This window comes from Sphingomonas sp. BL-S-25, assembly GCF_055521555.1.
In genome coordinates this window covers 1,125,417-1,149,341 of record NZ_CM145486.1, presented here as the reverse complement: position 1 = coordinate 1,149,341, position 23,925 = coordinate 1,125,417, and the positions used below count along the sequence as shown (strand labels likewise).

Annotated in this window: 23 protein-coding genes; 17 read left to right on the top strand and 6 right to left on the bottom strand. The window is 67.7% G+C overall.

The features are described 5' to 3' along the window. Positions 1-136 precede the first annotated feature (136 nt). The gene (gene glpX, locus ACZ1H8_RS05745) at positions 137-1,102 is read right to left on the bottom strand and encodes a class II fructose-bisphosphatase (protein ID WP_465180397.1); all 966 of its coding nucleotides are present in this window, start codon (positions 1,100-1,102) and stop codon (positions 137-139) included. Between glpX and ACZ1H8_RS05740 the strand changes: the two genes are divergently transcribed. Both ACZ1H8_RS05740 and ACZ1H8_RS05735 read left to right on the top strand, forming a co-directional pair. After that, on the top strand, positions 1,101-1,583 hold the full coding sequence (locus tag ACZ1H8_RS05740; RefSeq protein WP_465180396.1) for a hypothetical protein: 483 nt from the start codon (positions 1,101-1,103) through the stop codon (positions 1,581-1,583). The genes glpX and ACZ1H8_RS05740 overlap by 2 nt on opposite strands. 78 nt (positions 1,584-1,661) lie before the next feature. Further along, positions 1,662-2,033, top strand: a complete 372-nt coding sequence (locus tag ACZ1H8_RS05735) for a hypothetical protein (RefSeq protein ID WP_465180395.1) — start codon at positions 1,662-1,664, stop codon at positions 2,031-2,033. A 57-nt stretch (positions 2,034-2,090) separates the two neighbouring features. Here ACZ1H8_RS05735 and ACZ1H8_RS05730 read toward each other — a convergent pair whose 3' ends face one another. After that, positions 2,091-3,380: a homoserine dehydrogenase gene (locus tag ACZ1H8_RS05730; RefSeq protein ID WP_465180394.1), complete on the bottom strand. Its 1,290-nt coding sequence runs from the start codon at positions 3,378-3,380 to the stop codon at positions 2,091-2,093. A 99-nt stretch (positions 3,381-3,479) separates the two neighbouring features. Next, entirely contained in the window at positions 3,480-4,436 is a 957-nt protein-coding gene (locus ACZ1H8_RS05725) for an isopenicillin N synthase family dioxygenase (protein ID WP_465180393.1), read from the bottom strand. 114 nt (positions 4,437-4,550) lie between these two features. On the opposite strand from ACZ1H8_RS05725, the gene ACZ1H8_RS05720 reads away from it, so the two are divergent. From ACZ1H8_RS05720 to ACZ1H8_RS05695, 6 genes are all read left to right on the top strand, one after another. Continuing rightward, positions 4,551-5,846 (top strand): multidrug effflux MFS transporter, encoded by a 1,296-nt coding sequence (locus ACZ1H8_RS05720; protein ID WP_465180392.1) that lies wholly within the window; start codon positions 4,551-4,553, stop codon positions 5,844-5,846. A gap of 87 nt (positions 5,847-5,933) precedes the next feature. After that, positions 5,934-6,269 (top strand): DNA primase, encoded by a 336-nt coding sequence (locus ACZ1H8_RS05715; RefSeq protein WP_465180391.1) that lies wholly within the window; start codon positions 5,934-5,936, stop codon positions 6,267-6,269. A 53-nt stretch (positions 6,270-6,322) separates the two neighbouring features. After that, positions 6,323-6,907, top strand: a complete 585-nt coding sequence (locus ACZ1H8_RS05710; protein ID WP_465180390.1) for a YdeI/OmpD-associated family protein — start codon at positions 6,323-6,325, stop codon at positions 6,905-6,907. An 86-nt stretch (positions 6,908-6,993) separates the two neighbouring features. Beyond that, entirely contained in the window at positions 6,994-7,404 is a 411-nt protein-coding gene (locus tag ACZ1H8_RS05705) for an ExbD/TolR family protein (RefSeq protein WP_465180389.1), read from the top strand. 65 nt (positions 7,405-7,469) lie between these two features. Further along, the gene (locus ACZ1H8_RS05700) at positions 7,470-8,351 is read left to right on the top strand and encodes an MliC family protein (protein ID WP_465180388.1); all 882 of its coding nucleotides are present in this window, start codon (positions 7,470-7,472) and stop codon (positions 8,349-8,351) included. A gap of 18 nt (positions 8,352-8,369) precedes the next feature. Then, positions 8,370-8,765: an acyl-CoA thioesterase gene (locus ACZ1H8_RS05695; protein WP_110149131.1), complete on the top strand. Its 396-nt coding sequence runs from the start codon at positions 8,370-8,372 to the stop codon at positions 8,763-8,765. 19 nt (positions 8,766-8,784) lie between these two features. Here ACZ1H8_RS05695 and ppc read toward each other — a convergent pair whose 3' ends face one another. Next, positions 8,785-11,457, bottom strand: a complete 2,673-nt coding sequence (gene ppc / locus ACZ1H8_RS05690) for a phosphoenolpyruvate carboxylase (RefSeq protein ID WP_465180387.1) — start codon at positions 11,455-11,457, stop codon at positions 8,785-8,787. Positions 11,458-11,660: 203 nt separating this feature from the next. Between ppc and ACZ1H8_RS05685 the strand changes: the two genes are divergently transcribed. Continuing rightward, positions 11,661-12,950, top strand: a complete 1,290-nt coding sequence (locus ACZ1H8_RS05685) for a right-handed parallel beta-helix repeat-containing protein (RefSeq protein ID WP_465180386.1) — start codon at positions 11,661-11,663, stop codon at positions 12,948-12,950. Between the two features lie 21 nt (positions 12,951-12,971). On the opposite strand, the gene ACZ1H8_RS05680 is transcribed toward ACZ1H8_RS05685, so the two are convergent. Then, positions 12,972-13,547 (bottom strand): hypothetical protein, encoded by a 576-nt coding sequence (locus tag ACZ1H8_RS05680; protein ID WP_465180385.1) that lies wholly within the window; start codon positions 13,545-13,547, stop codon positions 12,972-12,974. Between the two features lie 211 nt (positions 13,548-13,758). On the opposite strand from ACZ1H8_RS05680, the gene ACZ1H8_RS05675 reads away from it, so the two are divergent. The 3 genes from ACZ1H8_RS05675 (at position 13,759) to ACZ1H8_RS05665 (ending at position 18,007) form a co-directional block, all read left to right on the top strand. Then, the gene (locus ACZ1H8_RS05675; protein WP_465180384.1) at positions 13,759-14,955 is read left to right on the top strand and encodes a hypothetical protein; all 1,197 of its coding nucleotides are present in this window, start codon (positions 13,759-13,761) and stop codon (positions 14,953-14,955) included. 203 nt (positions 14,956-15,158) lie between these two features. Further along, the gene (locus ACZ1H8_RS05670; RefSeq protein WP_465180383.1) at positions 15,159-17,636 is read left to right on the top strand and encodes a PAS domain S-box protein; all 2,478 of its coding nucleotides are present in this window, start codon (positions 15,159-15,161) and stop codon (positions 17,634-17,636) included. Positions 17,637-17,671: 35 nt separating this feature from the next. Next, a complete protein-coding gene (locus tag ACZ1H8_RS05665) occupies positions 17,672-18,007 on the top strand; it encodes a hypothetical protein (RefSeq protein ID WP_465180382.1) in 336 nt (111 codons plus the stop codon). A gap of 24 nt (positions 18,008-18,031) precedes the next feature. Here the strand turns inward: ACZ1H8_RS05665 and ACZ1H8_RS05660 are convergent, their stop codons facing one another. Then, entirely contained in the window at positions 18,032-18,712 is a 681-nt protein-coding gene (locus tag ACZ1H8_RS05660) for a hypothetical protein (RefSeq protein ID WP_465180381.1), read from the bottom strand. 202 nt (positions 18,713-18,914) lie between these two features. On the opposite strand from ACZ1H8_RS05660, the gene ACZ1H8_RS05655 reads away from it, so the two are divergent. The 5 genes from ACZ1H8_RS05655 (at position 18,915) to ACZ1H8_RS05635 (ending at position 23,908) form a co-directional block, all read left to right on the top strand. After that, entirely contained in the window at positions 18,915-19,658 is a 744-nt protein-coding gene (locus ACZ1H8_RS05655) for an SDR family oxidoreductase (protein ID WP_465180380.1), read from the top strand. A gap of 120 nt (positions 19,659-19,778) precedes the next feature. Continuing rightward, the gene (locus tag ACZ1H8_RS05650; RefSeq protein ID WP_465180379.1) at positions 19,779-20,681 is read left to right on the top strand and encodes an SDR family oxidoreductase; all 903 of its coding nucleotides are present in this window, start codon (positions 19,779-19,781) and stop codon (positions 20,679-20,681) included. Between the two features lie 244 nt (positions 20,682-20,925). Continuing rightward, positions 20,926-22,272, top strand: a complete 1,347-nt coding sequence (gene mgtE, locus ACZ1H8_RS05645; RefSeq protein WP_465180378.1) for a magnesium transporter — start codon at positions 20,926-20,928, stop codon at positions 22,270-22,272. Further along, positions 22,269-22,958: a hypothetical protein gene (locus ACZ1H8_RS05640; RefSeq protein WP_465180377.1), complete on the top strand. Its 690-nt coding sequence runs from the start codon at positions 22,269-22,271 to the stop codon at positions 22,956-22,958. Before mgtE ends, ACZ1H8_RS05640 begins: the two co-directional genes overlap by 4 nt. A gap of 128 nt (positions 22,959-23,086) precedes the next feature. Next, positions 23,087-23,908, top strand: a complete 822-nt coding sequence (locus ACZ1H8_RS05635; protein ID WP_465180376.1) for a transporter — start codon at positions 23,087-23,089, stop codon at positions 23,906-23,908. The last annotated feature ends 17 nt before the right edge of the window (positions 23,909-23,925 follow it).

The window sequence follows — 23,925 nt, the reverse complement described above, 5'->3', positions numbered from 1 at the left end:
CGCATCGATGATGCACAGGGTTAGGAGCGCTCGATCCCGCGGGCAAGCACAGCGAGTGCGGCATCTGGAACGCGCGCAAGGAAAAAGGCCGCCCCCAGGGGCAGCGGCCTTTTCGAGCCTTGCCATGCACTGACCGTTACAGCCGGTGCTCGCCCTTGACCCAGCGCACCGTGCCCGAGCTGGCGCGCATCACGACGCTCTCGGTGGTCATCTTGCCTGGGCGGCGCTTCACGCCTTCCAGCAGCGACCCGTCGGTCACGCCGGTTGCGGCGAAGATGCAGTCGCCCCGCGCCAGATCGGTCAGGTCATAGACCTTGTCAAGATCCTCGATTCCCCATTTGCGCGCGCGGGCGCGCTCGTCGTCGTTGCGGAAGACCAGCCGGCCCTTGAACTGGCCGCCGACGCAGCGCAGCGCCGCGCAGGCAAGCACGCCCTCGGGCGCGCCGCCCGATCCCATATAGACATCGATCGTCGTGTCGGGATCGGTGGTCGCAATCACGCCCGCCACGTCGCCATCGGGGATCAGCATGATGCCGCAGCCGACCTGGCGCAGCTCGGCGATCAGCTTCTCGTGACGCGGACGATCCAGCACGCAGGCGATGATCTCGTGCGGCTGAACGCCCTTCGCCTTGGCGATCGCATGGATATTCTCGGTCGGGGTCTTGTTGAGGTCGATCACGCCCTCGGGATAGCCCGGGCCGACCGCCAGCTTTTCCATATAGACGTCGGGCGCGTTCAGCAGGCCGCCCTCTTCGGCGACGGCCAGCACCGCCAGCGCGTTGGGGCCCGCCTTGGCGGTGATCGTCGTGCCTTCCAGCGGATCCAGCGCGATGTCGATCTTGGGTCCCCCGTCCTGCGCGGCGCCGACCTTTTCGCCGATGAACAGCATCGGCGCCTCGTCGCGCTCGCCTTCGCCGATCACCACCGTGCCGTCGAGATAGAGCTTGTTCAGCGCGTCGCGCATCGCCTCGACCGCGGCGGCATCGGCCGCTTTCTCATCGCCACGCCCGATCAGGGTCGATGCCGCGATCGCCGCGGCTTCGGTCACGCGGACCATTTCAAGGACGAGGACGCGATCGAGATTCTTGCTGTCACCGGTCATGGAATCGGACACCCCTCAGCTCTGTTTGTTCGCGGCGATAGGGGAGGTGAGGGCGGTCGGCAACCATCGCCGTCAATCGGCGTTGGAATGGCAAAAGTGGGGGGTGAGAGAAAGAGACACGATCATGTTCCTGTTCAGCCTTGCCCTGAGCGTCGTTTCCCCGGTTGCCATCGTCCAGGACGCGCCGCGTGTTCGACCCGTCACCATCAACACCCGCCGCTCGGCCCGTCCGCGCGTCCGCGCCCGCAAGGCGCAGGCCCGCCCCGCGCCGATGCTGCGCGTCACCGCAACCTGCGGCGTCGGCCTGACCTGCGCCTCGAGCGATCCCAATTCGCGCTACCGGATTCAGGATGACGATCCCGCGCGGCCCGACTTCAAGCAGCGCGTGGTCGAGAGCAGCCAGAAAATGGCCTGCGGCACCACCGGCGCGCCGGTCTGTCCCAGCAACGGCGTTCCGCTGCTCCGCAGCAGCGTCGACTGATCGGGCAGCGCCAACCGCATTTCCGCCACATCGGGGTGGCACGCCTGAGCCGTTCCGGTGACGGAAGGAGGGCGTGCCATGATGTGGACGATGGTTCTTCTGTTGGCGATGCAGGATGCGGGTCCGCCCGCCCCACCGGTCGATCTTGCCGCCGGCGTGGCGCGGTCGCGCGCGGTGATCGCGGTCGATCCTCCGTGCCGCTCCACGCGTGACGATGGCGAGATCGTGGTTTGCGCCCGGCGAGAGGCGGATCGCTACCGCGTGCCTTTGGTCCTCTCCGCCCGCCCGGAAAATTCGGTGCCGCTGCGGACTGCGGAGCTGACCAAGGATTATGGCCGCATCCCGTGCGGCCAGAGTGCCTTCACCGCCCAGTGCGGCAGCATGGTCGGCGTATCCGTCAGCACCGACGGCCGAAGCATCAAGATGGTCCAGCGCGAACTGGCGCCTTGAGCCCTATGTGAGTCAGGACGGCGCGAGGCTCTGGCTCTCGCGCCGCGCGTCCGGGGCTCAACCCAGAATATGCATCCACATCGGCTCGCCGGTCAGGCTCGACGATCCGCGCAGCTTGTCCAGCGCATGGGCGACGGCGCGCTCGGGGCCTTCATGGGTGACGATCGCCACCAGCACGCTGCCGTCCGGATTGGCGCCGCGCTGCATCAGGCTTTCGATCGACACCCCGGCGTCGCGCATCGCCGCGGCGATCTCCGCCAGCACGCCGACCCGGTCGGCGACGGTGAAGCGGACATAGGCACGACCGCGGCGCTCGCCGCTGTCCGACGCGGGCTGCGCCGCTAGCGCGTCGGCGGGCATGGCATAGGGCGGGCCGAATTCGCCGCGCGCGATGTCGATCAGGTCGGCGACCACCGCGCTGGCGGTCGGGCCGTCACCAGCGCCCGCGCCCTGGAATAGCAGGCGGCCGACGAAATTGCCTTCCGCGACCACGGCATTGGTCGATCCGGTGACATGCGCCAGCGGATGGCTTTCGGGCACCAGGTGCGGATGGACGCGCTGGAACAGCCCGCCGGGTCCGGCATCGGCGATGCCCAGCAGCCGGACGCGATAGCCTAGTGACGCCGCCTCGGCGATGTCGGCGGCGACGACATGGCGGATGCCGGTGATCGTCACGTCGTCGAATGCCGGTCGCGTGCCGAACGCCAGGCTGGCGAGGATGGACAGCTTGTGCGCGGCATCGACGCCGTCGATGTCGAAGCTGGGATCGGCCTCGGCAAAGCCCAGCCGCTGTGCCTCGCTCAATATGTCGGCAAAGTCGCGGCCTTCGGCCTCCATCTTCGACAGGATGAAATTGCACGTGCCGTTCAGGATGCCATAGACGCGGCCGATCTCGTTGGCGGCAGCCCCCTCGCGCAGCCCCTTGATCACCGGCACGCCGCCCGCCACCGCCGCCTCGAACTTCAGCGCCAGGTTCGCGCGCTCCGCCGCCTGCGCCAGCTCCAGCCCGTGATGGGCGATCATCGCCTTGTTCGCGGTGACGAAGCTCTTGCCCGCATTGAACGTCGCGCGCGCCAGCGCCAGGGCAGGGCCGTCCGACCCGCCGATCAGTTCGACGACGACATCGGCACCCGCCTGACGCGCCAGCTCGGTCGGATCGTCGACCCAGGCGAAGCGGCCCATGTCGATGCCGCGATCCTTGCTGCGGTCGCGCGCCGACACGGCGATGACCTCGATCGGCCGACCGGCACGCCGCGCAATCAACTCGCCATTGGTGTCGATGAGGCGGATGACACCCGCGCCCACGGTCCCAAGGCCAGCCAATGCAACGCGAAGCGGTTCGGTCATGTCGTTCCCAATCCTGTCGTGAAAAGCGGCGGTGCCGGGCCCGATGCCCGTCCCGCCGCCGGAGTCTCTAGCGTCCGCACGCGCGAACGGAAGATAGCTTTACTTCTTCACCAGCCCGATCTCGACCAGCCGCTCGTGCAGATAGTCGTGCGCGCTGATCGGCTGGGGATACAGGTTCGGCCGGTCCTCGCCCATGCAGCCGGGCAGCGTCTCGATCAGGAAATCGGGCGCCGGATGCAGGAAGAAGGGCATCGAATAGCGCGGCACGCCGCGGCGCTCGACCGGCGGATTGACGACGCGGTGCGTGGTCGAGGGCAGGACGTTGTTCGTCAGCCGCTGCAGCATGTCGCCGACATTGACCACCATCGCCCCCTCTGGCGGCTTGACCGGAAGCCACTCGCCGCTGCGGTCGAGCAGCTGCAGGCCCGATTCCTCGGCACCCAGCAACAGCGTGATCAGGTTGATGTCCTCATGCGCGCCGGCGCGCACTTCGGGCGCGTCCGCGGGCACCGGCGGATAGTGGAGCAGGCGCAGCACCGAATTGCCGTCCTTCACTGCCGGATCGAACCAGTCGGGCGCCAGCTCCAGATAGCGGGCAATCGCCGACAGCAGCCGGTCGCCCGCCCGGTCGAACGCCGCGAACAGCTCGATGAAGGTATCGCGGAACCCGGCGGGCCGGTCGGGCCAGATATTGGCCGCCATCAGGTCCGAGAAGCGATGGCCCTCCGGCAGCGGCCGGCCGATATGCCAGAACTCCTTCAGGTCGACGTGCTCGGCACCCTTGGCGATCTCGGTCTTGTACGGCGTATAGCCGCGCGCGCCGCCGCCACCCTCGATATGATAGCGACGCTTCTCCGCCTCCGGCAGCGCGAAGAACTCCGCGGTAACCTTCCAGGCGCGGTCGATCAGGTCCTGCGGAACGCCGTGATCGCTGACCATCGCGAAGCCGAAGCGCTGGAACGAGGCGCCGAACGCCTGGGCAAAGCCGTCGGGGTCCGCATCCTGGTCCTTCATCGAGACCAGCGGAACTTCGGCGAGAATGGTATCGGACAACATCTATCTCCGGGGAGTCGCTATGCCACCGCAGATAGCGCCGTATGACCCGCGGCGACAAGCGCGGCGGCGTGCATGCCCCGACGGGCGGCCACCGCAAGCGGCCAAGCATCGGACATGCCCGATCTCACCGATCAAGGGGTGACGCAGGCGTCCCGATCCGCCATTGGCCTCGCCATGGACCAGCAGACGACTCTCTCCACGGATCGCGAGAACCGGGCACCGCTCGGCTTTGCCGAATTCGTGTCGCTGGTGGCGGGCATGATGGCGCTGACGGCGCTGGGTATCGATTCGATGCTGCCGGCGCTGCCCGCGATCGGCGACAGCCTCGACGTGCTCGAGCCCAATCATCGCCAATATGTCATCACTTCGTTCCTGCTGGGCTTTGCCTTCGCGCAACTCGTCTACGGCCCGCTGTCCGATCGCTTCGGGCGGCGGCCGGTGCTGCTGGTGGCGCTCGGCGCCTATGTGATCACCTCGGCGGTCGCGGCGGTGTCGGGCAGTTTCGAGCTGCTGCTGATCTCGCGCGCGGCGATGGGGACCGCGGCCGCCGGTGCGCGCGTCGTCACCGTTGCGCTGGTGCGCGACTGCTATTCCGGCCGGGCGATGGCGCGGGTCATGAGCCTGGCCTTCATCGTCTTCATGGCCGCGCCGATCATCGCTCCCAATTTCGGCGAGCTGATCCTGATGATCGCCTCGTGGCGCTGGATCTTCTGGGGTGTCGGGCTGTGCGCCGGTGCGGTGCTGGTCTGGTTCTATCTGCGCATGCCCGAGACGATGGACCCCGCCGCGCGCCAGCCGCTGCGTGCCGGGCGGATCCTGCGCGACTATGGGCTGGTGGTGCGGGATCGCGCCGCGGTCGGCTATACGCTGGCCATCACCTTGTTGTCGGCCGGCATGTTCGGCTTCATCGGGTCGATCCAGCAGGTCATGGCCGATGTCTTCCATCGCCCCAAGCTGCTGACGATCATGTTCGCGGCCGTGGCGGGCATGATGGCGGTGGGTGCCTTCCTCAACTCGCGCCTCGTCATGAAGCTGGGGATGCGGCGCATTTCGCACACCGCATTGGCCGGGGTGATCCTGATCGCCGCGGTGCACCTCGTCGTGGCGTGGAACGAGATGGAATCGCTGTGGACCTTCGGCATCCTCCAGGGACTGCTGATGCTGTTCATCGCGCTGTCCAACGCCAATTTCTCCGCAATGGCGATGGAGCGGATGGGCGAGATCGCCGGCACCGCGTCTAGCCTCCAGGGCTTCGTCACGACGCTTGGAGGCGCGCTCGGCGGCGCGGTGATCGGCCAGGCGTTCAATGGGACCACCGTGCCGCTCTATGCGGGTTTCCTCATCGGCGGCGTACTCGCCTTTGCCGCGATCTTCTGGGCCGAGCGCGGCCGGATTTTCCGCGCGACCTGACGCGCCGAAGGATTCGTCGCAAGGGAGCGGAACGAGTCCGCCCCGACGCCGTTCGCGCAGAACAACCTGCATGAATGGAGCGAAGCGATGGGCGGTTATCAGGTCCCCGGCGGCGGCACCGGCGATGATGGGTATGACGAGGACGGCTATGACGAGAGCCAGCGCGCCGAGATTCTCGAGGCGACGCGCGACGGCCCGACCGACGGAACGATCCTGACCGACCTCACGCCCGATCTCGGCGACGACGAGGATTCGGAAGACGATCTGAAGATGGTCGACGACGATCTCGGCGAGGAAGACGATGACGCCGACGTCACCGCCGAGGATAATTCCGAAGACGAGGTCCAGGAGGATTTCGACGAGGAAAATCTCGACGATGACGAGGATCTCGACGACGCCGACGAGGACGCGCTCGAGCCTTGACCCGCGCCTGATCCGGTCCGAGCATGACGGCCCTGTCTTTCGGGAGGACTGTCATGACCCGCGATCCGCGCGTCGACGCCTATATTGAAAGCCGGGCGGCGTTCGCGCAGCCGATCCTCGCCTGGCTTCGCGACCGGATCCACGCCGCCTGCCCGCAGGTGGAGGAGACGATCAAATGGTCGCGCCCCTTCTTCACGCTCGGCGGCCGACCCTTCGCCAACATGGCCGCGTTCACCGCCCATGTCAGCTTCGGCTTCTGGGATCGGGCGGCCGGGGGCGAGGGCGAGACAGCCCCGGACGAGCGACGGATCTCGACGCTCGACGACCTGCCTGACCCGGCGGAAATGGAGGCGCGCATCGCCGCCGCGGCCGCGCTGCGCGAGGCGGGACAGGCGCCGACGCGCGGCGATCGCGCGCAACGGCCCGAAGCGGAAGTCCCGGCCGAACTGACGACCGCGCTCGCCGGGGATCCGGCCGCGGCAGCGACCTTCGCCGCCTTTCCACCCAGCGCTCGCCGCGACTATTGCGAGTGGATCGACGAGGCCAAGCGGGCCGAGACCCGCGCCCGGCGTGTCGGCGACGCCATTTCCTGGCTGCGCGAGGGCAAGCGGCGCAACTGGAAGTTCGAGACGCGCTGATCGACGATCGCAAAGCGCGTCGAAACCCGCTTCCCTCCGTCGCTGGTCGATGTTACGTTACATCATCAACAGTGAGGAGAGGTGCCATGTCCCGTGCCGTCCGTTCCCCGCATTCCGAGCCGATGAGCGAGATGAACGTAACGCCGTTCATCGATGTGCTGCTTGTCCTGCTGGTGATGCTGATCCTCACCATCCCGATCGCCACGCACAAGGTGTCGGTCGATCTCCCCAATGGCAGTCCGCCGGTGCAGCGCGACGAGACGCCGCACAAGCTGATGCTCGACGCTGCCGGCACGGTTCATTGGGACGGGCGTGCGGTGCGCGATTCTGAACTCCCCGCGCTGCTGGCGCCGATGGCGAAGAGCGAGATCGCGGTGCTGCATTTCCAGACCGATCCCGAAACCCGCTACGAGCGGTTCGACCAGGTGCTTGCGCTGGTGAAGCGCGGCGGCGTCACCCGGCTCGGCTTTGTCGGCAATCAGCCGCTCGCGAACTGAGGCATCCGCGGAACGACGCATCCGATCCCTGCGTTCGAGCCTTGGCTCGATGTGCGAGGTTTCGGATGCGTATTTCCCTGTTTCTGTTTCCTTGCGCGCTGGCCGCCTGTTCGCCTGGCGGCAACGACGTCCGCTCCGATGACGAGGCGACCGGCGTGAATGTCGATGCGATCGACGACGCCAATGACCGTCCGGCCCCGCGCCCCACCGACGATATCGACGAACCCGCGCCGGGCGCGGTTCCCGGGACGCCGCCCGCCCCGACCGATGCGCCCTCGTCCGATCCGCCCGGTATCGACGAGAGCGCCGAGGGGGCGGCGAAGGTCGTGCAGACCTATTATGCGTTGCTGGGCGCCGGCAATTACGAGCGCGCCTGGGCGATGTGGGAAAATCCCGATATGTCGATCGGCGCGTTCGAGCAGAGCTTCCGCAAGTTTCTCGACTATCGCGCCAGGGTGGGCACGCCCGGCCGGATCGATGCTGGCGCGGGCCAACGCTCGGTCACCGTCCCGGTCGAGGTCTACGGCCGACTACGCGACAATCGCCCGTTCCGGATGCAGGGCAGCGTCGTGCTTCATCGAACCGTCGCCGATGGCGCGTCCGACGCGCAGCGCCGCTGGCGGATCCGCGCGAGCGACGTCCAGCCGCGTCCCGACGCGCAGCCCACGCCGCAGCCGTCACCCAGTCCGACCCGCGCGGTCGAGGATAATCGCGGCACCGCGCGCTATCGCTGCATGGACGGATCGCGGCTGGTCGTCGCCTATGATCCCGACAATCGTCGCGCCACAGTCAGCAGCGCGGGTAAGCGTATCGCGACGCTCGCCTTCCAGCCGGGTCAGTCGGGCATCCGCTATGCCGGGAACGGCTATGACTGGCGCGGTCGCGGCGACGCCTTCACCTGGACCCAGCCGAACCTGCCGCCGCTGGCTTGCAAGGCGATCCGCTGATCGGCCACAAGCGTCTGCATGACCCGCTTCTCGCGCCAGATCACCGCCGTCGCCGACGACATCGACATCCTCGGTCACGTCAACAATGCCGTCTGGGTGAAGTGGATCCAGGACATCGCCGTCGCCCATTGGGACTCGCTGGCGCCCGAGCAGTATCGCGAGGCGACCGTCTGGGTCGTGACCCGGCACGAGATCGACTATCGCGGCAACGTCGTCGAGGGCGAGACCGTGACCGGCGAGACCTGGGTGCCCGATCCGCCGCGCGGTGCCCGCTTCGATCGCCGCGTGCGCTTCACCGGCGCCGACGGCAAGGTGAAGGTCGAGGCGCGCTCGACCTGGGCGGTGATCGACCGCGCCAGCGGCCGGCTGATGCGTGTGCCGGCCGATCTGGCGGAAATCTTCGTCGAACGCTGAATGCGCAGCGCCAGCGGCCTCAGCCGCTGTTGCGCAGCGCCGTCGCGATGGCGTTGATCGACAACAATATGCCTTCGCCGATCCGCGCATCCTCCTCGCCCGCGCGGTGCCGCTTCAGCAACTCGATCTGCAGCAGGTTGAGCGGCTCGATATAGGGCAGGCGCAGCAGGATCGACGATTCCAGCGCGGGGTTCTTCTCCAGCAGCCGCGTCTGGCGCGTGACCTGCAACAGCCCGTCATGCGTCGCCTGCCATCCGTCGCGGATCCGTTCGAACACAGTGTCGCGCAGGCCTGCGTCCTCGACCAGCGCGGCATATTTCGCCGCAACCGCCATGTCGGACTTGGCCAGCACCATCTCCATATTGGCCAGCATCGATGCGAAGAACGGCCAGCCCTCGGCCATTTCGCGCAGCAGGCCCTTGTCCTCGAACCCCTTCAGCGCGGCGCCAACGCCGTACCAGCCCGGCAGCATCACCCGCGCCTGTGCCCAGCTGAACACCCAGGGGATGGCGCGCAGATCCTCGATCGCGTCCGATTTCTTGCGGCTGGCCGGGCGCGACCCGATCTTCAGCCCGCTGATCTCGGCAATCGGGGTCATCTGGCGGAAGAACTGGCGGAATCCTTCGGTCTCATAGACCAGCCCGCGATAGGCCTTGAACGCCGTGTCCGACAGGCTGTCCATTGCCGCGGCGAACCGCGCGGCATCTGTCGGCGCCAGCTTTTCCGGCTCGAGGCTGGCGAGCAAGGTGGCGGAGGTCACTGCCTCCAGGTTCGTCATCGCGCCCGCGCGCGTGCCATATTTCGCTGCGATCACCTCGCCCTGTTCGGTGATGCGGATGCGGCCCTGCACCGTGCCCTTGGGCTGCGCCAGGATCGCCGCGAACGACGATCCGCCACCGCGCCCGACCGATCCGCCGCGGCCGTGGAACAGCTGCATTGCCACGCCCGCCTTCTCGAACACTGGCGCAAGTGCGGTCGAACCGCGGCTCAGCTGCCAGGTGGAGGTCAGATAGCCGCCGTCCTTGTTGCTGTCGGAATAGCCGATCATCACTTCCTGATGGCCGCGCTTGCCGGCGATCGCCGCAACCTCGGGCAACGCCAGCCACGCCTCCATGATCCCCGGCGCGCTCTCCAGATCGCCGATCGTCTCGAACAGCGGGATCGCCATGATCTCGGCGCGCGGCGGCTCGCCCGGCACGTACAGCCCCGCTTCCTTGAGCAGGACATGGACTTCCAGCAGGTCCGACACCGACTGCGCCATCGACACGATATAATGGGTGATGCACCCCTTGCCGTATTTGGCATGCGCATCCGCGGCGGCGCGCACGATCGCCAGTTCCGACGCGGTCTCTTCCGAATAATCGGCATAGGGGCTGGTCAGCAGTCGCGGACCGGCCAGTTCGCCGCGCAGCAGCTCGACACGCGCGTCCTCATCCAGCGAGGCATAGTCGTCGCACACGCCCGCCGCCTTCAGCAGTTCGGCGATGACGCGCTCGTGCACCGCGCTGTTCTGGCGCATGTCCAGCGTCGCCAGGTGGAAGCCGAACGTCTCTACCGCGCGGATCAGCCGCCCCAGTGCGCCGCCGCTCGCCAGCGGCCCGCTGCCGCCATTGGCGAGGCCATGCGCCACCGCCGCCAGCTCCACGCGAAACTCCGCGGGATTGGCATAGGGCTCCGCTGCGATCGGCGCCGGCCGCGGCGGCTGCTTGCCGGTCAGCTTGACGTGCGTCGCGGACAGTCGTGCATAGATGCCCGAGAGCGCCCGGCGATAGGGCTCGTCCGAGCGGCTCGCGGCGGTGTCGTGGCTCGCCTCGGCCAGCGCCAGCACCTCGTCCCCGACCCTGGCATGTTCGGTCGAGATCGACAGCTCGGCGCCCAGCGCGTGAACCTGCTCGAGATAATGCGCCAGCACGGTCTCGGCGGCGCGCGACAGCGCCAGTTGCATCGACTCTGCGGTGACGAACGGGTTGCCGTCGCGGTCTCCGCCGATCCAGCTGCCCGCCTTCAGGAAGCTCGGCGCGCGCTCGCCCAGCGCCCGGTCCCAGCGCGCGTAGAGGGCGGGAAGCACCGGCAGGAACACGTCGCGCAGATAGGACAGGGCCGTCTCGACCTCGTCCGCCACGCCCAGTTTCTCGCGGCGCAGCACGCGCGTCTGCCACAACAGGGCGATCTGGCGCAGGATCGCATCCTCGATCCGGTCGCCATCGGCGGTCTCCTGCTGGCCCGTGTCGCGTAGCGCCATCAGCTCGGCGATGCGGTTCTTGTGGTCGATCATCGACTTGCGCCGCACCTCGGTCGGGTGGGCAGTCAGCACCGGCACGATCAGCGCATGGTCGAGCAGGTCGATGACCGTCTTGCGCGCGATCCCGTCGCTCTTCAGCCGAGCCAATGCGCTGGCCAGGTCGGCACCCTTCTCGCTCTCCACGCCCTGCCGGTCCTCGGCCAGGTTCGCGAGCAGCGAGAACAGCATGAAGCCGCGCGTGAAATCCAGCGTCTCGTCCAGCGTCAGCCGGTCGAGTCCGGGATCGACCCCGTCGGCACCGACCACGCCGCGATGCCGGTCGACCGATGCCGCGCGAATATATTCGATCCGCCGGAACAGCTCGTCCCCGCCATAGGCGCGGATGACGTCGCCCAGCAGGCGTCCGAGGAAGCGGATATCGGGATTGTTCGCGGGTCGCTGACTTGCCATGGACGCATTTGCTGCAACGCAGCGCCGGGCCGGTCAATCCACTTCTTCTGTCCGGACCCGTTAGATGCGCTAGGGCAGGGGGAGCCAGTCGACTGGCATCACATCGGCCGCACCGGTTCAGCACTCCGAAAGGCGGCAAGGCGCAGCACCAGCGCGTCGCCCGGCCGGGCTGTCCGGCTGCGTGCGGTCGGAAAGGTCGAACCATGTCCGTTTTGCTACGGGCTCGCTTTCTCGCACTGCTCGCGCTGTGTACCGGGCTTGTCGGTGCCTACCCCATCCTCCCCTCCAGCGCCCATGCCACCAGCTTCTATATTTCACCCGATGGCGACGATCGTGCCGCCGGCACGCGCGAGGCGCCCTGGCAAAGCCTGGTGCGCGCCGAACAGGCGGTGCAGCCCGGCGACACCGTCTATCTGCGCGACGGTCGCTACCGCATCCTGGCCGGCGTCAATCGCTGCGCCAGCCGCACCGACACGGTAAACGCCATCGTCCTCGACAGCAGTGGCCTGCCGGGTAACCCGATCCGCTATCGCGCATTCCCCGGTGAACAGCCGGTGCTCGATTTCTCCGCCATGAAGGATGATTGCCGGGTCAAGGGCATCGACGTTACCGGCGATTGGCTGCGTCTCGAGGGGATCGAGGTGACCGGCGTGCCGCAGCAACCGTACAACCACCTCAATCACGAGAGCTGGGGCGTGTGGAACAGTGGCAGCCACAATGTCTTCGAACGGCTAGACCTGCACCATAATATGGGGCCGGGCCTGTTCATCGCCAATGGCGGCGACAATCTCGTGCTGAACAGCGATTCCCACGATAATTACGATCCCTATACGTCGAACGGTGCAGGACAGAGTGCCGATGGCTTCGGCGCCCACATCAAGGCCGGGCATCCCGGCAACGTCTTTCGCGGCTGCCGCGCCTGGAACAATTCGGACGACGGTTTCGACCTGATCAACGCCTTTTCGCCGGTGACGATCGAAGACTCCTGGGCCTGGGGTCAGGGTTACCTGCCCGGAACGCGCATCCCGCTGGCGGCTGGCAATGGCAACGGCATCAAGGCGGGCGGCTATGGCGGGCGCTATGTCGCCAATGGCGTGCGCCACGTGATCCGCCGTTCGGTCGCGTTCGACAACAAGGCGGCGGGCTTTTACGCCAACCATCATCCGCTCGCGTTGCTGTTCCTGAACAATACCGCCTTCTTCAACGGCGCCGATTACGACATGCTCGGCATTGCGCCCGACGGATCGCCGATCGCGCTCGGCACGTTGCGGGGCAACATCGCCTTTGGCGGTCGGCTGACCCGACATGTCGACGGGCTCGCGATGCCGGATAACTCTTGGACGCTGCCCAGGTCAGTGACGCGCGCCGATTTCCTCGAGGTCTCGGACCGCCACTGGGACTCACCGCGCGGCCCGGACGGCAGCCTGCCGATGCTGCTCAGCTTTCACCTTCGACCGGGCAGCCCGCTCAAGGGCATGGGCGCGTTCGACTGATCGACCCGCGCCCGCGCTCGATCAGGCCATCGCCCCGGCACCGATCGGCGCCGCTGCAGCCGAGTCCGCGCGCACCATCGGCACCGTCGCCAGCTTCGATCGCACCCGTACGAACTCCTCGCGCGAAATCTCGCATCCGGCGATGCCCATGCCGATCCGCACCACCGCCGTCTCGCCATTGGCGACGGTGAAGGCGAAGGGCGGCTGCGCCTTGCCGGCGACCTTCGCCACCAGCTGATGTTCGCCCGGCACCACCGGTACCATCACCGACTGCGGGCTCTTCAATTGGGCATGGGGCGTGCCGTCGATCTCGATATCGATGCCCGACAGTTTGGCGACGAACCCCTCGCGATACACCAATACCCGCGCCCCATTCGCATCGGCATCGCCCAGCATCCGCGCGCGCTCCGCATCGCTCAGCTTCGCGACGCTGCGATTGCGCCGCAGCCCGTTGTAGATCAGGTAGCCGATCAGCGCGAACAGCGCGATCGCGACGATCTGGGCCAACCCGGAATTCATGATGTTCAGCCCGACATAGGCACCGACGATCGCGGAGACGATCGCGAGCACGATGATGACCGGTTTGGACTTCAGCACGGCATGACCCCTTTCGATCGATGATCTTTCGCGGCGAAACGGCGAACCAAGCAACATTGTTCCGCTACGGAAACGGGCGGGCGCCCGGTGCACCCGCACCCGTCCCCATCGGTCTGAGCACGCGATTTCACGCGAAATGGACGCGGTGATCACGGAATGCGAGCGCGCGAATTGCAAACAACGGGGATGACTTCAGGATAGGGATTTCGAAATGCGTCACTCATCGGACTCCATTGCCGCCCTGCTCGGTGCCGCGACGCTGACGTGCTGGGTCGCCGCCCCCGCGGCGCGGGCGCAGGAAGTTCCTGCGCCAGCACCTTCTGCACAGCAGACCGAGGCGCAGCGGATCAATGATCTGGCGGCACTTCTCGACGCGCAAAACAAGCTGCTCGAACTTCAGAACGCACGTTTCAAGGCGCAGATCGAGTCGCTTGGACTGCCCGCCGCCGAAGGGACGACGACGCTTGGCTCGGACGCCGGCCGGATTGAAAGCTGGATGCTGGCCAGTGGTACTCTCACCGCAGCTGCGATGGAGATCGATCGGATTGCCGGCTCGCGACACGCCGGACCGATCGTGCTGCTCGGCGGTGACGAATTGCTCGATCTGAACAAGGGGCCGGTTCTCCAGCGCGAGATCGATGCCCTGCTCGCCGCTTACGCGTCTGCCTCATCCTGTGCGGGCCCTCCGCTCGCACCCGCAGCAGTTCCGCCTCTGGCGGCGGTGGGGGCGGTACTTTCGCTCCTGCGCACCGATACCGAGATCAGCGGCATGGCGGTTGAAGGAGCGGAAGGTGCGTTGCTGAACGCGATCGCCGGGACGACGCCAGGCCGATACGTGATCCCCTCGGATATCGCCAGGTCCCGGTCGACCGGATCGACCGCCGACAAGCTTACCGCATTACTCGAAGCGCGCAGCGCCGTCCCGGCCTGCCGGGCATCGATCTTTTCGGCCGCGCGCTCGGCCGACGACAAGAAGCGCGCCGCTGACGCGATCGCGACCCTCGACGCGGTCGTTGCGCGGATCGACACCTATCTTACCGCAATCGCGACCCGGAACCAGAACAAGCCTAGCGATCTGGAGGTCGCCATGCTGGGCGACACGATCGAAGCCGCTCATCCCGGGTTTCGGGTCCTGCGGGTGAAGCTCGACAAGGCGGGCGGCACGTTGCTCAAACGCTCCAACCTGTTCACGACGCTTGGCGCCCCGGCGGTCGGCATCACTGGCGGCGCCGTTGTCAGCTGGCGCCTGACCGATCCGCTGACCGGGACGTCGGGCGGAGGTGGCGTGCTGGTCTGCCGAACCAGCCTGACCAATCTCAACGCCATTCATGCCGGCAGGGTCGGCAAATCCGCATGCGGCGCGGAAGTGACCGTTCCAGAGGCAAAGCGCTCCGCCCGAGGATCTTGACCGGATAATGTTCGCATCCTCCTTGGCGGCGCGATACCTGCTACGGGTCTGATCGACTGCGCGGCATTCGCCGGGGCTGTGCAACGCTGGCCGGGACCCGCGAAAATCCCGATGTTCACTCGCCTCACTCTCGGCTAAACCACTGTTCTCCCGCCGTACTGCGGACGTCCCCGCCCGCATCGTTCACAGGTTTCCCCGATTTGATGTCCCAGCTTTCCGCCCCGCTTCGATCCGGAATTGCGGGGCCGGCCTTTCTCACCGGGGGCGGCGCCTGTGCCGATCTGATCGCGGCAAGGGACTGGTCCGCCACCCCGCTCGGCCCGATCGAGGGGTGGAGCGAGGCGCTCAAGACCGCGACCGCGATCCTGCTGCGCTCGCCCGTGCCCATCGTGATGCTGTGGGGCGAAGCGGGCGTGATGCTCTACAATGACGCCTATTCGGGCTTTGCCGGCGGTCGCCATCCCGAACTGCTCGGCTCGAACGTGCGCGAGGGCTGGCCTGAGGTCGCCGAGTTCAACGATCATGTCATGAAGGTCGGGCTGGCCGGCGGCACGCTCAACTATCGCGATCAGGAACTGACCTTGTTCCGCCATGGCGGGCCGGAACAGGTCTGGATGAACCTCGACTATTCGCCGGTGCTGGATGAGACCGGCGAGCCCGCCGGTGTCATCTGCATCCTGCTCGAGACGACCCAGCGCGTCGCTGCCGAACGCCGCTCGGCCTTCCTGCTGGAGCTGTCCGACGCGCTCCGGCCGCTCGGCACACCGGCCGAAATCACCAACCTCGCCGCGGACCGGCTCGGCGCCTATCTGGGTGCCAATCGCGTCTTCTATGCCGCGATCGCCGAGGGCCGGATGACCGTCGAGCGCGACTTTTCGCACGGCGTCACCTCGATCGTCGGCGAACATGTCCTCGACGGTTTCGGCCCGGACCTGCTCGGCGCCTACCGTATCGGCATGCCCGTGGTCGCCAGCGACGTCACGACCGACCCCCGGCTGGGCGATGTCGCCCGCGCGGGCCTCGCATCGCGCCGGGTCGGCGCCTTTGTCGACGTGGTGCTTTTCGAGGAAGAGCGCTGGGTCGGCCTGCTCGCGGTACAGAGCGCGACGCCGCGCAACTGGAGCGAGGACGAGCAGAGCCTGGTCCAGGAAGTCGGCGAGCGGGTGAAGGTCGCCGTCGAGCGCGCCCGCGCCGAGCGCGACCGACTCTGGACCCTGTCGCAGGACATGCTGGCCCGCGCCGATTTCAGCGGCATGATGTCCGCGGTCAGCCCCGCTTGGACCAGCATCCTGGGGTGGAGCGAAACCGAACTCCTGACCCGGGGCTATGCGACCTTCATGCATCCGGAGGACATGCCGCCGACGCTCGAGGCGATCGCGCGCATGGCGGAAACCCGCCGTCCGACCCGGTTCGAGAACCGCATCGCCACGCGCGAGGGCGGCTGGAAGCATATCGAATGGACCGTCGCGCCCGAACCCGATGGGATCAACTTCGTCGCCGTCGGCCGCGACCTGAGCGACGCCAAGACGCGCGAGGCCGAATTGCGTCTGGCGCAGGACGCGCTGCGCCAGAGCCAGAAGATGGAGGCGATGGGCAGCCTGACCGGCGGCGTCGCGCACGATTTCAACAATCTCCTGACGCCGATCATCGGCTCGCTCGACCTGCTCGTGCGAAAGGGGCTCGGGACCGACCGCGAGCGCCGCCTGATCGAGGGCGCGCTGCAATCCGCAGAGCGCGCCAAGACGTTGGTCCAGCGCCTTCTCGCCTTCGCCCGGCGCCAGCCGCTTCAGGCGACGGCGGTCGATATCGGCCAGCTGGTCGACAGCCTGACCGGCCTGCTCGACTCCACGCTCGGTCCGGCGATCGAACTGCGGGTCGAACTCGACCGCGACCTGCCCCCGGCCAAGGCCGACATGAATCAGCTCGAAATGGCGCTGCTCAACCTGGCGGTGAACGCGCGCGACGCGATGCCAGACGGCGGCGCGCTGACCCTTGCGGCCGGGCGCGAGCGGGTCGAACCCGGGCATGACAGCGGGCTGCCGGCCGGCCATTATATCCGTCTTGGCGTCGGCGACAACGGCATCGGCATGGACGCCGACACGCTCAAGCGCGCTGCCGAACCTTTCTTTTCGACCAAGGGCGTCGGCAAGGGCACCGGGCTGGGCCTGTCTATGGTCCATGGCCTCGCGGCTCAGCTGGGCGGCCAGCTCACGATCGACAGCGCACCCGCGCTCGGCACCACCGTCACCCTGTGGCTCCCGATAAGCGATGCCGCGGTCGAGGAGGATCGCGCGCCTGCCATCGTCGTTCCGGACCGCAGGCGCATGGGCACCGCCCTGCTGCTCGAGGATGAGGAGCTGGTGCGCATGAGCACCGCGCACATGCTGATCGACCTCGGCTATGACGTGGTCGAGGCCGCCTCGGCGGAGGAGGGGCTTCACCTCATCCAGAACGGGCTGGCGCCCGATCTGGTCGTCACCGACCATCTGATGCCCGGCATGACCGGCGCCCAGCTGGCCCGTCAGCTCAGGACGTCGCGCCCCGCGCTGCCCGTGCTGATCGTCTCGGGCTATGCCGAGGAAGAGGGCATCGACCCCGACCTGCCCCGCCTGACCAAGCCGTTCCGCAGCGGCGAACTCGCCGTCAGCCTCTCCTCCCTGTCCTTCGCGCCGCCGGCCTGACCGGCCGTCTTTCGGCGCACTTCCTGGATCCAGCCATGCCCCGCAGAAATCACGACCCCTATGCCGGCCTGACCCGCGACGAGGACGAGGCTGCGCCCCCGCCCCCCAACTGCTGGCTGTGCGGCCGACCGACCGGCACGACGATCGTCTGGCACCACCCGGTGCCCAAGAGCCGCGGCGGGCGCGACGTCGTGCCGATGCACGGCATTTGCCAGCAGACGCTGACCGCCAACTTCACCAACTCCGAACTTCAGCGCTACGGCATGGACGTCGACATGCTGCTGGCCAATCCCAATGTCCGCAAGTTCGTCGACTGGGTCGCCAAGAAGGACCCGGACTTCACCGCGACGATCACGAAGAAGCAACGCTGAGGCGCGCAGCGTCCTTCGACGCGCCTAGTTTTCAATTCGTTCGGAGCCCGTCGAAGGGCGGCGTTCCGCCTTCCCTTCGGCTTTGCCCACACAGCCACTCAGCGCCATTGCCGCGTTGCCGGTGGCCGGCGGACATCTCAGCGTCTTCAGCGTCACTCCGATGAACAGGTTCGCCGCAGCGCGCTGCGCCGGGGTAAGTCGGGTGAAGGCGCGAGGGCAGTCAACCCCGCCGGCCGTTCGCACTGCCCCTTCGTCCGTTGCCTCGAAATAGACTGAGTCACCGTGGCAGGCGGTGGTTGGCGCCGGCCCAGGCGCGGGTGGAGAAGGGCGGGGCTCGGCAAACACCGCATTTTCCTGCGCGACCAGTTCGGCCCATATCGATCGATCGACTGCCGTGCGCTGCACAGGACCGGTGTCGCCAATTAGCGAAAGAAACACCTCGCCCGATGCCGTCCGCTCCAGTTCCATCACGGGCGCGCGCACCGGCAGAAACCCGCGGATCATCACCCGGCGTACAGTTCGTCCGCTCGCGGCGATCGTGTCGATCGAGAGAGCGCCCGCCTTGACGAACTCGGCCTTCCGGAACGTTTCAAGCCGCGCCAGCGTCGCGCGAAACGCTTCCGGGTCACGCTCCTGCGCGACCGCGGGCAGGGCGGTGCAAAAAGCGGCGATCGCGATGTAAAACAGGACCGGCCAACTTGGCATCATGACATTCTAAGCCCGCCCGCCGTGCGAGGCAAATATCCCTGGGCATCGGCGCTGCGGGTGAGCAAGGACCGATGCGCCGCGGTCCGGCGCCCTCCTGTCCATGCTGACGCGACAAAAGGTCGCGGAACGGGCGGGCGGCCTATGCGATTCTGCTGCCGTTCGATCGGGCCGACCCCGACCATGATCCGAAGGAGATGAGATGAAGACGAGCGGCAATACGATGCTGATCACCGGCGGCGGTTCGGGGATCGGAGAGGCGCTGGCCCATCGGTTCCACGATGCCGGCAACACCGTCATCGTCGCCGGCCGCCGGCTCGACGCGCTGCAGGGCACGATCGAGGGGCACGACAACATGCACGCGATCGAACTCGACGTGACCAGCGCCGACGGCATCGCGGACTTCGCGAAGCGGCTGGTCGAGGCGCATCCGGACGTCAATGTGCTGGTCAACAATGCCGGGATCATGCGGTACGAGACGGTCGACCGGAAGCGCGACCTGAGCGATGCAGAGGCGACGATCGCCACCAATCTGCTCGGCCCGATCCGGCTGATCGACGCGCTGGTCGAGCATCTTGCCGCGCAAAGCGATGCCGCGATCGTCAATGTCAGCTCGGGCCTGGCCTTCGTGCCGCTGGTCGGCACGCCGACCTATGACGCGACCAAGGCGGCGATCCACTCCTATACCGTGTCGCTGCGCCATGCGCTGAAGGGCAAGGTCGAGGTCATCGAACTGGTGCCGCCCGCGGTCCAGACCGGGCTGACCCCGGGCCAGGAAACGCGCGAAGGCTATCTCCCGCTCGAACCCTTCATCGACGAGGTGATGAGCCTGTTCTCTACCGTTCCCACCCCGCCGGAGATCCTGGTCGAGCGCGTCGGCTTCCTGCGCAATGCCGAGCGCGAGGGCCGGTTCGACGAGACCTTCGCCACACTCAACAAGGGCTAGGCACCGGCCGGGCGGCGCTCGCCCGGCCACCCATCAGACACATCCGCAGCTGCCATTCGGCGGGTCGATGACGCGCGCCTGCGTGCCATTGGTCCGGCCACAAATCGACAGGAGCGATTCATGGGACAGATCATCCTCGTGACCGGCGCATCCAGCGGCTTCGGCCGCATGATCGCAACCGACCTCGCCCGCGCGGGCCATACGGCCTATGCCTCGATGCGCGAGACCCGGGGCAAGAATGCCGGCACCGTCACCGACATCGCCGAACAGGCCGGGAAAGACGGCATCGACCTGCGCACGATCGAACTAGATGTGCAGGACGAGGGATCGATCGCCGCCGCGGTCGATGCGATCATCGCCGAACATGGCCGCATCGACGTGCTCGTCCATAATGCCGGCCATATGGTCTATGGCCCTGCCGAGGCCTTTTCGGTCGACCAGCTTGCCCAGCAATATGACGTGAACGTGCTGGGGACCCAGCGGGTCAATCGCGCGGTGCTGCCGCACATGCGCCGCGCACGCGACGGCCTGCTCGTCTGGGTGTCGAGCAGCAGCGCCGCGGGCGGCGTCCCGCCGCTGCTCGGTCCCTATTTCGCGGCCAAGGCCGGGATGGACGCGCTGGCCGTCAGCTATGCCAAGGAACTGGCACCCTTCGGGATCGAGACCGCGATCGTCGTTCCCGGCGCCTTCACCAGGGGTACCAACCATTTCCAGCACGCCGGCGCGCCTGCCGATCGGCCAGTGGCCGACGCCTATGTCGCCGGCTATCCCGACGGCTTCTTCGACCGGATCCGCGAGAAGCTGGCCGGGACGGTGCCGGAGGATGCCGATCCGGAAGCGGTCGGCCGTGCGGTGGTCGACATCGTCGCCCGGCCCAAGGGCAGCCGCCCGCTGCGCACGATGATCGATCCCGCCAGCGACGGCTCGGCGGTCACCTTCGCGGTGATGGACCGGGTACGCGAGCAATTCCTCGACCGGATCGGCTTTCCCGAGCTGTTGCACCCGTTTCGTGCCGCCCGATGAGGCCCCCGATGAATCGGCTGATCGCATCGCAAATCGGCCCGTCGCACGGCCTTTCGGACCCGATTGACAGCCACCTGGCGCAGGCGCATTGGCGCGCCCGACTCTGCGGGGGTGCGCAGAGTCGTTGTTCAGGAAGCGAGGACATGTCCAGCGACAGTTCCAGTAGGACCGCACGTCCGGGGGTCGAAGGCTAAGGCTCGCGCCTGGCCTCTCGCCGCCGGTCGTGCGGGCGAGAGGTATCAAGATGAACGATCTGTTTGCCGGCGTTGTCGCCGGTTTCCGTGCACGCCGCGGCCTCCCCGTGGCCGATACGGTCGAGGTGCTGCGCGCGCTCGCGCCGCTCGATGCGGCGCACCGCATTGCCCGCTTGCCCGTCGAGCAGGCCGCTGCCCTGCTCGACCGGCCCGAATTCTCCCATGCCGACGAGGTCCTGGCCTGCCTGCCGCTCGACCGCGCGGCGCAGCTGGTCACGGCGATGGCCGCCGATCGCGCCGCCGACGTCATCGCCGCGATGCCGGACGGTGCCGCGCTGTTGCACGCGCTCGACCCGGTCACGCGCGCCGCGATCGAGGCGCTGCTGGCCTGGCCGGCCGACAGCGCCGGCGGCATGATGGCCACCGAATATGTCGCGGTGCCCGCCGACATGCGCGTTGGCGCCGTGATCGACCATATCCGTCAGGTCGAGCGCACGCGCGAGACGGTCTATTCGGTGCTGCTGCTCGACCGTGCCGGCTGCCTGGTCGCGACCGTGTCGCTGCGCCGCCTGATCGCCGCCGAGCCCGATGCCGCGGCGATCGACGCGGTCGCCGAACATCCCCCGGTGACCGTCGCGCCCGAGACCGACCGGGAGGCGGTGGCCGAGCTGATCCGCCGTCACGACCTGCTGGCGCTCCCTGTCGTCGATTCCGGCGGCCATCCGCTGGGCATCGTCACCGTGGACGATGTGCTCGACGCGCTGGTCGCCGCGCATACCGAGGATGCGCAGAAGTTCGGCGGGGTCGAGGCGCTCGATCGCCCCTATCTCGACACCGGCTTCCTCGCGATGATCCGCAAGCGCGCCGGCTGGCTGAGCGCGCTGTTCCTGTCCGAAATGCTGACTGCCAGCGCGATGCAGCATTTCGAGAGCGAGCTGGAGCGCGCGGTCGTGCTGACGCTGTTCATCCCGCTCATCATGAGCTCGGGCGGCAACAGCGGCAGCCAGGCAACCTCGCTGATCATCCGCGCGCTCGCCATGGGCCAGCTCAAGCTGCGCGACTGGTGGCGCGTCGCGCTGCGCGAACTGCCGACCGGGCTGACGCTCGGCGCGATCCTCGGCCTGGTCGGGGCAGGGCGCATCGCCCTGTGGCAGGTCGCCGGCTTCTATGATTACGGCGTCCATTGGCAGCTGGTCGCGGCGACCGTCGCGGTCGGGCTGGTCGGCATCGTCACCTTCGGCTCGCTGGCCGGATCGATGCTCCCCTTCGCGCTTCAGCGGCTGGGCTTCGATCCCGCAAGCGCGTCGGCACCGTTCGTCGCGACCCTGGTCGATGTGACGGGGCTGGTGATCTATTTCTCGATCGCGCTGGTCATCCTGTCGGGAACGCTGCTGTGATCTGCCGGGTCGGGCGGGCGATGCTCGCCGCGGCCGCCGCACTGCTGCCGATTCCGGTCGCTCATGCCAGCGGACCCTATGCCGTAGACGATGCCGGAATCACCCCGGCGGGCCATGCGCAGGTCGAGGCGTGGACGACGTTCAGCCGCGGCACGACGCTTGCCACCGTCATTCCGGCAGTCACCCTGTCCGGGCTACCCGATGTCGAATGGTCGCTCGGCTGGGCCGGGGTGCGCGGGCGCGGCGTCGGCGACGACCGGCTCGCGGCCCAGGCCAAGCTCCAGTTGCGCTCGGGCGATGCCCGTCAGCCCGGCTTCGCGCTTGCCGCAACCGCGGCGGTCGATGCGCGATCGGGTCAGGTGGCGGGCGGGGCGGTTTATGGCGCGCTGACCCTGCCGGTCGCCGATTGGCTGCTCGTTCATTGCAACGCCGGGGTCGGGCATGAGCGCAGCGCGGCGGAGCCGGCTGCGGCCTTGTGGGGCGTCCGTGCCGAGGCGACGGTCCTGCGCGACCGGCTGACCGCGCATGCCGAACTGTTCGACACGGGAACCGGCGGCCCCGCTGTTCAGTTCGGCATTCGGCCCATGGTGCTGCACGGGCATGTCGATCTGGAACTGGTCTATGGCCGCCGGCTGTCGGTGGAGCGCGGCGACTCGCTCACGCTCGGCCTGGCCTCCCGCTTCTAGCTCGGCATGCCTCCGGCGCCGCGGACATGAGAAACGACCACCGGTCCGGCGCGAACCTGTGTCAGGATGCGGCGGCGGCACGGGGCATTCGGGCCGGCGGACAGGGAACAGGAACAGGGACAGGGGACATGACGACACGCGCAGTTCTGACCGGCCTGGCCCTGGCGGCCGGCCTTTTCGCGGCGGCTTCCCCGGCGCTCGCCCAGGACAGTGACGATCCGCGCTTCTGCCCCAACCGGCCCAGCCTAGGCTCCTCGGCCTGCACCACCGAACCGGGTCATGTGCAGGTCGAGGTGTCGGCGTTCGACTGGCAGCGCGACGACAATCGCACCGATCGCGACGACCAGATCTTGGTCGGCGACCTGCTCGCCCGGGTCGGCATCGGTCCGCAGACCGAGTTCCAGATTGGCTGGACCGCCTTCGGCACCGATCGCGACCGGCGCAAGGGGGCGGGCGGCATCAGCCGGGTCAACGGCGTCGGCGATGTCCGGCTGGCCGTGCGCCAGAATCTGCGCAACCCGGGCGGCGACGGCCTGTCCTTCGGGATCGAGCCCTTCGTCATCCTGCCCCTCGGCCCCCAGCCGATCGGCGATGGCGACTGGGAAATGGGGGCGGTGATCCCGGTCACCTATGATCTGTCCAAGTCGGTCAACCTCGCCCTGACCGGCCAGGTCGCCGCGCTCGCCGACGAGGACGGCCGCGGCCGCCACCTGAACTATAGTGGCATCGTCGGCCTGGGTTACAAGCTGTCGGACCAGGTCACATGGGTCAGCGAACTCTCGCTCGAGCGCGACGACGATCCCGCTGGCGGCGAGACCCATATCCTCGCCGCACAATCGATCGCCTGGCAACCGACCAAGCGCACCCAGCTCGACCTGCTCGCCGCGGCCGGCCTCAATCGAACGACTCCCGATATTCGCATCGCACTGGGCGGCGCGATCCTGTTCTGAGGCGTCCCTGCTGCCGG

What these genes read in the sequence shown, in the direction of transcription:
- ACZ1H8_RS05740 (WP_465180396.1), top strand. Translation starts at nt 1,101, where the DNA reads ATGGAATCGGACACCCCTCAGCTCTGTTTGTTCGCGGCGATAGGGGAG.
- glpX (WP_465180397.1), bottom strand. Translation starts at nt 1,102, where the DNA reads ATGACCGGTGACAGCAAGAATCTCGATCGCGTCCTCGTCCTTGAAATG.
- ACZ1H8_RS05735 (WP_465180395.1), top strand. Translation starts at nt 1,662, where the DNA reads ATGATGTGGACGATGGTTCTTCTGTTGGCGATGCAGGATGCGGGTCCG.
- ACZ1H8_RS05730 (WP_465180394.1), bottom strand. Translation starts at nt 3,380, where the DNA reads ATGACCGAACCGCTTCGCGTTGCATTGGCTGGCCTTGGGACCGTGGGC.
- ACZ1H8_RS05725 (WP_465180393.1), bottom strand. Translation starts at nt 4,436, where the DNA reads ATGTTGTCCGATACCATTCTCGCCGAAGTTCCGCTGGTCTCGATGAAG.
- ACZ1H8_RS05720 (WP_465180392.1), top strand. Translation starts at nt 4,551, where the DNA reads ATGCCCGATCTCACCGATCAAGGGGTGACGCAGGCGTCCCGATCCGCC.
- ACZ1H8_RS05715 (WP_465180391.1), top strand. Translation starts at nt 5,934, where the DNA reads ATGGGCGGTTATCAGGTCCCCGGCGGCGGCACCGGCGATGATGGGTAT.
- ACZ1H8_RS05710 (WP_465180390.1), top strand. Translation starts at nt 6,323, where the DNA reads ATGACCCGCGATCCGCGCGTCGACGCCTATATTGAAAGCCGGGCGGCG.
- ACZ1H8_RS05705 (WP_465180389.1), top strand. Translation starts at nt 6,994, where the DNA reads ATGTCCCGTGCCGTCCGTTCCCCGCATTCCGAGCCGATGAGCGAGATG.
- ACZ1H8_RS05700 (WP_465180388.1), top strand. Translation starts at nt 7,470, where the DNA reads ATGCGTATTTCCCTGTTTCTGTTTCCTTGCGCGCTGGCCGCCTGTTCG.
- ACZ1H8_RS05695 (WP_110149131.1), top strand. Translation starts at nt 8,370, where the DNA reads ATGACCCGCTTCTCGCGCCAGATCACCGCCGTCGCCGACGACATCGAC.
- ppc (WP_465180387.1), bottom strand. Translation starts at nt 11,457, where the DNA reads ATGGCAAGTCAGCGACCCGCGAACAATCCCGATATCCGCTTCCTCGGA.
- ACZ1H8_RS05685 (WP_465180386.1), top strand. Translation starts at nt 11,661, where the DNA reads ATGTCCGTTTTGCTACGGGCTCGCTTTCTCGCACTGCTCGCGCTGTGT.
- ACZ1H8_RS05675 (WP_465180384.1), top strand. Translation starts at nt 13,759, where the DNA reads ATGCGTCACTCATCGGACTCCATTGCCGCCCTGCTCGGTGCCGCGACG.
- ACZ1H8_RS05670 (WP_465180383.1), top strand. Translation starts at nt 15,159, where the DNA reads ATGTCCCAGCTTTCCGCCCCGCTTCGATCCGGAATTGCGGGGCCGGCC.
- ACZ1H8_RS05665 (WP_465180382.1), top strand. Translation starts at nt 17,672, where the DNA reads ATGCCCCGCAGAAATCACGACCCCTATGCCGGCCTGACCCGCGACGAG.
- ACZ1H8_RS05660 (WP_465180381.1), bottom strand. Translation starts at nt 18,712, where the DNA reads ATGCCAAGTTGGCCGGTCCTGTTTTACATCGCGATCGCCGCTTTTTGC.
- ACZ1H8_RS05655 (WP_465180380.1), top strand. Translation starts at nt 18,915, where the DNA reads ATGAAGACGAGCGGCAATACGATGCTGATCACCGGCGGCGGTTCGGGG.
- ACZ1H8_RS05650 (WP_465180379.1), top strand. Translation starts at nt 19,779, where the DNA reads ATGGGACAGATCATCCTCGTGACCGGCGCATCCAGCGGCTTCGGCCGC.
- mgtE (WP_465180378.1), top strand. Translation starts at nt 20,926, where the DNA reads ATGAACGATCTGTTTGCCGGCGTTGTCGCCGGTTTCCGTGCACGCCGC.
- ACZ1H8_RS05635 (WP_465180376.1), top strand. Translation starts at nt 23,087, where the DNA reads ATGACGACACGCGCAGTTCTGACCGGCCTGGCCCTGGCGGCCGGCCTT.